The 6,637-nt window shown below is 42.4% G+C and carries 6 protein-coding genes and 1 pseudogene; 2 read left to right on the forward strand and 5 right to left on the reverse strand.

Annotation, left to right across the window (positions count from 1 at the left end; genetic code table 11):
- Positions 1-113 precede the first annotated feature (113 nt).
- Together HT730_RS07730 and pepC are read left to right on the forward strand one after the other, a co-directional pair.
- A complete protein-coding gene (locus HT730_RS07730; RefSeq protein ID WP_173274988.1) occupies positions 114-836 on the forward strand; it encodes a pseudouridine synthase in 723 nt (240 codons plus the stop codon).
- A 110-nt stretch (positions 837-946) separates the two neighbouring features.
- A complete protein-coding gene (pepC, locus tag HT730_RS07735; protein WP_173307262.1) occupies positions 947-2,281 on the forward strand; it encodes an aminopeptidase C in 1,335 nt (444 codons plus the stop codon).
- 55 nt (positions 2,282-2,336) lie between these two features.
- Here the strand turns inward: pepC and HT730_RS07740 are convergent, their stop codons facing one another.
- From HT730_RS07740 to HT730_RS10365, 5 genes and pseudogenes are all read right to left on the reverse strand, one after another.
- Positions 2,337-3,248 carry a PTS system mannose/fructose/sorbose family transporter subunit IID gene (locus HT730_RS07740; protein WP_173274990.1) on the reverse strand — a complete coding sequence of 304 codons (912 nt, stop codon included), beginning with the start codon at positions 3,246-3,248 and terminating at the stop codon, positions 2,337-2,339.
- Between the two features lie 23 nt (positions 3,249-3,271).
- Positions 3,272-4,075, reverse strand: coding sequence for a PTS mannose/fructose/sorbose transporter subunit IIC (locus HT730_RS07745; RefSeq protein WP_173274991.1), 804 nt, complete (start codon positions 4,073-4,075; stop codon positions 3,272-3,274).
- Between the two features lie 25 nt (positions 4,076-4,100).
- Entirely contained in the window at positions 4,101-5,090 is a 990-nt protein-coding gene (locus HT730_RS07750) for a PTS sugar transporter subunit IIB (RefSeq protein WP_173307263.1), read from the reverse strand.
- Between the two features lie 234 nt (positions 5,091-5,324).
- On the reverse strand, positions 5,325-6,344 hold the full coding sequence (gene adhP / locus HT730_RS07755) for an alcohol dehydrogenase AdhP (RefSeq protein ID WP_000649185.1): 1,020 nt from the start codon (positions 6,342-6,344) through the stop codon (positions 5,325-5,327).
- A gap of 92 nt (positions 6,345-6,436) precedes the next feature.
- Positions 6,437-6,637, reverse strand: a pseudogene (locus HT730_RS10365) (hypothetical protein); the annotation flags it as partial.

Genomic DNA, 6,637 nt, shown 5'->3' on the forward strand with positions numbered 1-6,637 from the left:
TTTTGAGGTTGCAGATGAAGTTGACGCGGTTTGAAGAGATTTTTGAAGAGTATGAAACGAAAAGGAGGTTGGTCATTGTACCAGCCTCCTTTTGAGTATGATATAATAGTTCTATGAGATTAGATAAATTTTTAGTTGCCTGCGCTGTGGGAAGTCGGACTGAGGTCAAAAACTTGCTCAAGGCTGGGCGCGTGACGGTAAATGGTAAAAAAGAAAAGTCAGCTAAATTGCAGATTGATGAAGAAAGAGATGAGATTCGCTTTGACGAGCAGGTGCTGGAGTATGAAGAATTTGTCTACTACATGATGAACAAGCCCCAAGGAGTTATTTCAGCGACTGAGGATTCCAAGCACAGAACGGTGTTGGATTTGCTGGATGATATTGCTCGGAGCAAGGAAGTTTTCCCAGTAGGGCGCTTGGATATTGACACGCATGGTCTTTTGCTCTTGACCAATGATGGTCAGCTGGCTCATGCTCTTCTTTCACCTAAGCGTCATGTGGACAAGACATATCTGGCTCAGATCAAGGGAATTATGGCCCAAGAAGACGTAGAGACATTTGCCAAGGGCATTCCGCTCAAAGACTTTACCTGTCAGCCCGCTAGACTGGAGATTCTTTCCACAGATGCAGAAAAGAATCAGAGCCAAATCCATGTGACCATTGCAGAAGGGAAGTTTCATCAGGTCAAGCGTATGGTGGTCTACTGTGGCAAGGAAGTAGTAGACCTGCAACGTTTGACTATGGGAACGTTGGTATTGGATGAGAACTTAGAAAGAGGGGAATGGCGTCGCTTGACCGAGGAGGAATTAGAAGCTCTCCTTGCGAATATTGCTTAATTTGATTTATATTTGAAAAGGTGAGGAAGAATATCCTTGCCTTTTATGTTTTTCAGTTGCTTCCTTTGTGAAAAGAGTTATAATAGACTGTAGAATAAAAGGAGGAATCTATGAACGCGATTCAAGAATCATTTACTGATAAACTATTTGCCAATTATGAAGCAAATGTAAAATACCAAGCGATTGAAAATGCTGCTAGCCACAACGGAATTTTTGCAGCCTTAGAACGTCGTCAGAGCCATGTAGATAATACACCTGTTTTCTCATTGGATTTGACCAAGGACAAGGTAACCAACCAGAAAGCGTCTGGTCGTTGCTGGATGTTTGCAGCTCTCAACACCTTCCGCCACAAGCTCATCTCACAATACAAACTGGAAAATTTTGAGTTGTCACAGGCCCACACATTCTTCTGGGACAAGTATGAGAAATCAAACTGGTTCTTGGAGCAAGTCATTGCGACTTCAGACCAAGAATTGACTAGTCGCAAGGTTAGCTTCTTACTCCAAACACCACAACAAGATGGCGGTCAATGGGATATGGTCGTTTCTCTCTTTGAGAAATACGGTGTCGTGCCTAAGTCAGTTTACCCTGAGTCTGTTTCATCTAGTAGCAGCCGTGAGCTAAATGCAATCCTTAACAAATTGCTTCGCCAAGATGCTCAAATCTTGCGTGACTTGCTTGCTTCTGGCGCAGACCAAGCGACTGTTCAAGCTAAGAAAGAAGACCTCTTGCAAGAAATCTTTAATTTCCTTGCTATGTCATTGGGGCTTCCACCACGAAAATTTGACTTTGCTTATCGCGATAAAGACAACAACTACCAAAGCGAAAAGGGCATTACACCACAAGAATTTTACAAGAAATATGTTAATCTTCCACTAGAAGACTACGTTTCTGTTATCAATGCTCCAACTGCTGATAAACCTTACGGAAAATCTTACACAGTTGAGATGTTGGGGAATGTGGTTGGTAGCCGTGCAGTTCGTTACATCAATGTTCCAATGGAGCGCTTGAAAGAATTGGCGATTGCCCAAATGCAAGCAGGTGAGACTGTTTGGTTTGGTTCTGATGTCGGCCAGCTCAGCAACCGTAAGGCTGGAATCCTTGCGACAGATGTTTATGACTTTGAATCAAGCATGGACATTAAACTTACTCAAGACAAGGCTGGACGTTTGGACTATAGCGAAAGCTTGATGACCCACGCCATGGTCTTGACAGGTGTTGATTTGGACGAAAATGGCAAATCAACCAAGTGGAAGGTTGAAAACTCATGGGGAGACAAGGTGGGTACCGATGGTTACTTTGTTGCCTCAGACGCTTGGATGGACGAATACACTTACCAAATCGTTGTCCGTAAGGAATTGCTGACAGCAGAAGAACAAGCTGCCTATGGAGCAGAACCAATTGTACTTGCACCATGGGATCCAATGGGAGCCTTGGCTGAATAAAAGCATAGAAAAAAGGAATCAGATTTTAGAACCTGGTTCCTTTTAAGTTGCTTGATTACATGATGTGAAGAACATGTGCCACAATACCCACTGCGAAGAGGGCAAGGATAATAGTGATTGGAGATACTTTTTTCTTAAGCAAGTACATGCAAAGTAAAGTAAGGAGTAGTCCTGATAGTCCAGGGATCAACATATCCAAGTTTTGTTGGAAAGTAGTAACTTTTTCAGGTGTTTGAGACAATCCTTGTCCTACTTGTGAGAATGCTTCTTGGATACCTTTAGATCCTTCTGGCAATTTATCCCAATGGATATAAGCTTTTTCATCTAGTTGAACTTTGGCAACATCGAAAGCAAATTTAATATTTACCCAACGTTGAACAAGGACAGCAAGAATGAACATACCAAGGATAGAAGCACCTTTAGTGATGTCTTGAAGGATACCGCCAGACATATCTTTAGTGATTTCTGATCCAGCCTTGTATCCAATCTCTTGTGTATACCACAAGAATGACATACGAATCAAGTTCCATGCAACAAAGAAGAGGAGTGGACCTAAGATATTACCAGTAAGGGCAAGTGAAGCACCGAGTGATCCAAGGATTGGGCGTACTGTAAACCAGAATACTGGGTCACCGATACCAGCAAGAGGTCCCATCATACCGATTTTAACCCCTTGGATAGCAGCATCATCGATCTCAACACCGTTAGCACGTTCTTCTTCAAGTGCAAGAGTAACCCCCATGATTGGAGCGGCTACGTATGGGTGAGTGTTGAAGAACTCAAGATGGCGTTCAAGAGCAGCGATTTGATCTTCTTTTTTAGTGTAGAGTTTTTTAAGAGCTGGAATTAATGAGTAAGCCCAACCCAAGTTTTGCATACGTTCATAGTTCCAAGAACCTTGTAAGAAAGTTGAACGCCACCAAACTTTTTTACGATCTGATTTAGTTAATTGAAGTTTTTCAGTCATGATGTTTTCAGTCCTTTCTTATCTTAGTAATCTTCTAGGATATCGCCGATTGGGTCGTTAGAAGTTGCGGCTCCTCCGCCACCATTTCCACCAGTTTTAGAAAGGTGAAGGTAGATAAGAGCGATAGCAACACCGATAGCACCAAATCCGATTAGAGTAATATCTGATACGGCAGCAAGCACGAAACCGATAGCGAAGAATGGCCATACTTCACGAGTTGCCATCATGTTGATAACCATGGCGTAACCAACGGCAACAACCATACCACCACCGATAGCCATACCATCTTTGAGCCAATCAGGCATAGCATTTAGAATACTTTGTACGGTTTCAGTTGGTACCATTAGAAGGAGTGCTGCAGGGACTGCAATACGAAGACCTTGAAGAAGAAGTGCGATAAAGTGAGCGCGTTCAACTGCTTTAAAGTCACCTTTTTTAGCAGAAGCATCAGCAGTGTGAACCAATCCGACAGAGAGTGTACGGACGATCATAGTTAAGAATAGACCAGCAACGGCAAGAGGGATAGCAACCGCTTGGGCAACACCGATACCTGTCTTAGTAAAGTCGCCACCAAGAACCATGATAATGGCAGCAGCAACAGAAGCAAGAGCAGCGTCAGGAGCTACGGCAGCTCCGATGTTAGCCCAACCAAGGGCAATCATTTGAAGAGAACCACCAAGTATAATACCTGCTTCTAAGTGACCTGTTACAAGCCCAATAAGAGTACAAGCTACAAGTGGTTGATGGAATTGGAACTGGTCGAGGATACCTTCAAGACCTGCTAGGAAGGCTACAACGACTACTAAAACCATAGAAATAATAGACATCTTTAAAATCCTTTCATAAAATCGATTATTGTACGTTTGCTTTATTGATCAAGTCAAACAAATCTTTTTTGGTGTCGTTTGGTACTTTACGTACGTCAAATTCAACATCGAGGTCACGCATTTTTTCAAATGTAGCAACGTCTTCTTTATCCATAGACAAAACGTTGTTAACCATTGTTTTACCAGTTGAGTGAGCCATTGATCCAACATTAAGAGTTTTGATTGGCACGCCACCTTCGATAGCACGAAGGGCATCTTGAGGTGTTTCAAACAAGATAAGGGCATGTGTTTCTCCGAAGCGAGGATCTTTTGCAACGTCGATTAGTTTTTGGATAGGAACAACGTTTGCTTTCACTTTACCTGGAGCTGCTTGTTTAATCAATTCTTTACGTAATTCGTCTTTAGCTACGTTATCTGAAGCAACGATGATACGGTCTGCTTTTGAATCTGGAGTCCAAGCAGTTGCAACCTGACCGTGAAGTAAACGAGTGTCTAGACGGGCAAGGTTGATTTTGAGTTTACCGTCTCCGATGACAGTTCCTTCTGGAATAGCAGCTTGGGCAACTGGAGCAGCTGCAGCGCTTGCTACTTCCTCAACTGGGTTTAGCTCTTCTGGAAGAGCTTTGATGCCATCTTTGGCTTCTTTGATAATATTCGCAGCGACTTTTTCTACACCTGCAGCAGCGTCCATGAGGCGCTCTGTATAGGCTTGAATCAACATCGGTAAATTAAGTCCTGTGATGATGGCAAACTTACGTTCAGGATTTTCTCCCATCACGCGACTAGCTTGGTTGAATGGAGATCCACTCCAAAGGTCAGCCAAAACTAGAACCTCATCTTCTGCGTCAAATGCAGCAACAGCGTTATTAAACTTAGCGTATAGATCATCAGGACCTTCGTTTGGCATAAAGGTTACAACTTGAACCTTTTCTTGTTCACCAAAGATCATAGATCCTGACTGATGAATACCCGCAGCAAATTCACCGTGGCTCGCAATAATGATTCCGATACTCATTATTGTCATTCCTCCTTTTTTGTTTTAGTTTTCGTTTAAGAAAACTTTAAGACTTTTTAAGTATAAACCGTTTTCATATAAAAAGCAACTATTTATCATAAAATAATTAAAAAGATTACATCTGAAAATATTGATATATTGAGTTTTGGAGAAGTTTTTTTGAATCCTTATTTAAAAATTTAATATAAAAAAGTTGGAAGCGCATTCCAACTTTTAAAATAGGTTTTTATTAGATTAGTGGGTGAAGTCGAGTACCATACGTCCTTGGATTTGACCTTTTTCCATTTCGTCGAAAATGGCTACGGCATCTTCTATTGGACGTTTTTGAACAACTGGAACTACCAAACCTTCTGCACCGAATTGGAAGGCTTCTTCCAAATCTTTACGAGTTCCTACAAGAGAACCGATGACTTGGATTCCATCTAGAACGGTTTTTACGATACTTAGTTCCATCATTTCAGAAGGAAGACCAACAGCGACGACGCGACCACCGGCACGAACTGAGTCAACAGCCTGGTTGAAGGCAACTTTAGACACAGCAGTTACGACAGCTGAATGAGCTCCACCATCAGTTTTTTCCTTGATGAGTCCAGGTACATCTTCAACTTCGAGGCCGTTAATCACAATGTCAGCGCCTACTTCTTTTGCAAGGGCAAGTTTGTCGTTATTGATATCAACTGCGATGACATGAGCATTGAATACTTTTTTAGCGTATTGAACAGCTAGGTTACCAAGTCCACCAGCACCGTAAAGAACAACCCATTGACCTGGTTCAACTTTGGCCTCTTTAATAGCTTTATAGGTTGTTACACCAGCACATGTGATAGAAGAGGCTTGGGCTGGATCAAGTCCGTCAGGAACTTTGACAGCATAGTCTGCAGTTACGATACATTGTTCAGCCATACCACCATCTACTGAGTAACCAGCATTTTTTACTGTACGGCAAAGGGTTTCGCGACCAGTTGTACAGTATTCGCAAGTGCCACATCCTTCAAAGAACCAAGCAACGCTGACGCGGTCACCGACTTTAAGGCTTTTCACATCTGGGGCAATTTCTTTAACGATACCAACACCTTCGTGGCCAAGAACACGTCCTGGTACTTGACCAAAGTCACCATGAGCAACGTGGAGATCGGTGTGGCAAACACCGCAGTATTCAATTTCTACAAGTGCTTCCCCAGTTTCAAGTGGACGGAGTACTTTTTCTTCAACAGCAACACCAGTGCTTTCTGGATTTACAACAACAGCTTTCATAGCTATCCTCCTTTATATTGACCGAGAACAGGGACAACGGGACTGGATTGATTTTGTTTCAACAGAGTCGAGTGTGACGAGCTCTCTTGTTTTTATATGTGAAGTATATCACAAAAGAAAGCCTTTTCCAAGGTTTTGGGGTAAAAAATAGAACAATCGATTAACTGGTTGATGAGACTGTGAAAAGAGCACAAAGACCAGCTCGCAAGCTGGTCATATTCTTCGAAAATCTCTTCAAACCACGTCAGCTTCGCCTTGCCGTATATATGGTTATTGACTTCGTCAGTTTCATC

Origin of the sequence: Streptococcus sp. k-628, assembly GCF_013277475.1 — a bacterium.
In the GTDB taxonomy this organism is placed as follows: Bacteria; Bacillota; Bacilli; order Lactobacillales; family Streptococcaceae; genus Streptococcus.